Genomic DNA, 1,533 nt, shown 5'->3' on the forward strand with positions numbered 1-1,533 from the left:
GTAGTAGGTAAGCGATGGGGTGACGCAGGAAGGTAGTCCAGCCCGGGCGGTGGTTGTCCCGGGGTAAGGGTGTAGGCCGAGGGGTAGGCAAATCCGTCCCTCATATAAGGCTGAGACCTGATGCCGAGCCGATTGTGGTGAAGTGGATGATCCTATGCTGTCGAGAAAAGCCTCTAGCGAGTTTCATGGCGGCCCGTACCCTAAACCGACTCAGGTGGTCAGGTAGAGAATACCGAGGCGTTCGGGTGAACTATGGTTAAGGAACTCGGCAAAATGCCCCCGTAACTTCGGGAGAAGGGGGGCCATCACTGGTGAGAGGACTTGCTCCTTGAGCTGGGGGTGGCCGCAGAGACCAGCGAGAAGCGACTGTTTACTAAAAACACAGGTCCGTGCGAAGCCGTAAGGCGATGTATACGGACTGACGCCTGCCCGGTGCTGGAACGTTAAGGGGACCGGTTAGTGCGCTTTCGGGCGTGCGAAGCTGAGAACTTAAGCGCCAGTAAACGGCGGTGGTAACTATAACCATCCTAAGGTAGCGAAATTCCTTGTCGGGTAAGTTCCGACCTGCACGAATGGCGTAACGACTTCTCGACTGTCTCAACCATAGGCCCGGTGAAATTGCACTACGAGTAAAGATGCTCGTTTCGCGCAGCAGGACGGAAAGACCCCGGGACCTTTACTACAGTTTGATATTGGTGTTCGGTTCGGCTTGTGTAGGATAGGTGGGAGACTTTGAAGCCCCAACGCCAGTTGGGGTGGAGTCGCCGTTGAAATACCACTCTGGTCGTGCTGGATGTCTAACCTCGGTCCGTGATCCGGATCAGGGACAGTGTCTGATGGGTAGTTTAACTGGGGCGGTTGCCTCCCAAAGAGTAACGGAGGCGCCCAAAGGTTCCCTCAGCCTGGTTGGCAATCAGGTGTTGAGTGTAAGTGCACAAGGGAGCTTGACTGTGAGACCGACGGGTCGAGCAGGGACGAAAGTCGGGACTAGTGATCCGGCGGTGGCTTGTGGAAGCGCCGTCGCTCAACGGATAAAAGGTACCCCGGGGATAACAGGCTGATCTTCCCCAAGAGTCCATATCGACGGGATGGTTTGGCACCTCGATGTCGGCTCGTCGCATCCTGGGGCTGGAGTCGGTCCCAAGGGTTGGGCTGTTCGCCCATTAAAGCGGTACGCGAGCTGGGTTTAGAACGTCGTGAGACAGTTCGGTCCCTATCCGCTGTGCGCGTAGGAATATTGAGAAGGGCTGTCCCTAGTACGAGAGGACCGGGACGGACGAACCTCTGGTGTGCCAGTTGTCCTGCCAAGGGCATGGCTGGTTGGCTACGTTCGGGAGGGATAACCGCTGAAAGCATCTAAGCGGGAAGCCTGCTTCAAGATGAGTATTCCCACCTCCTTGAGAGGGTAAGGCTCCCAGTAGACGACTGGGTTGATAGGCCAGATGTGGAAGCCCGGTAACGGGTGAAGCTGACTGGTACTAATAGGCCGAGGGCTTGTCCTCAGTTGCTCGCGTCCACTGTGTTAGTTCTGAA

At 56.4% G+C, this 1,533-nt stretch carries 1 rRNA gene; it reads left to right on the plus strand.

Annotated features, from left to right (window positions below):
• Nucleotides 1-1,502: ribosomal RNA gene (locus tag ACZ4TV_RS33410) — 23S ribosomal RNA — on the plus strand; the annotation flags it as partial.
• Nucleotides 1,503-1,533: the final 31 nt, after the last annotated feature.

Source organism: Streptomyces sp. NPDC028910 (genome assembly GCF_055564955.1).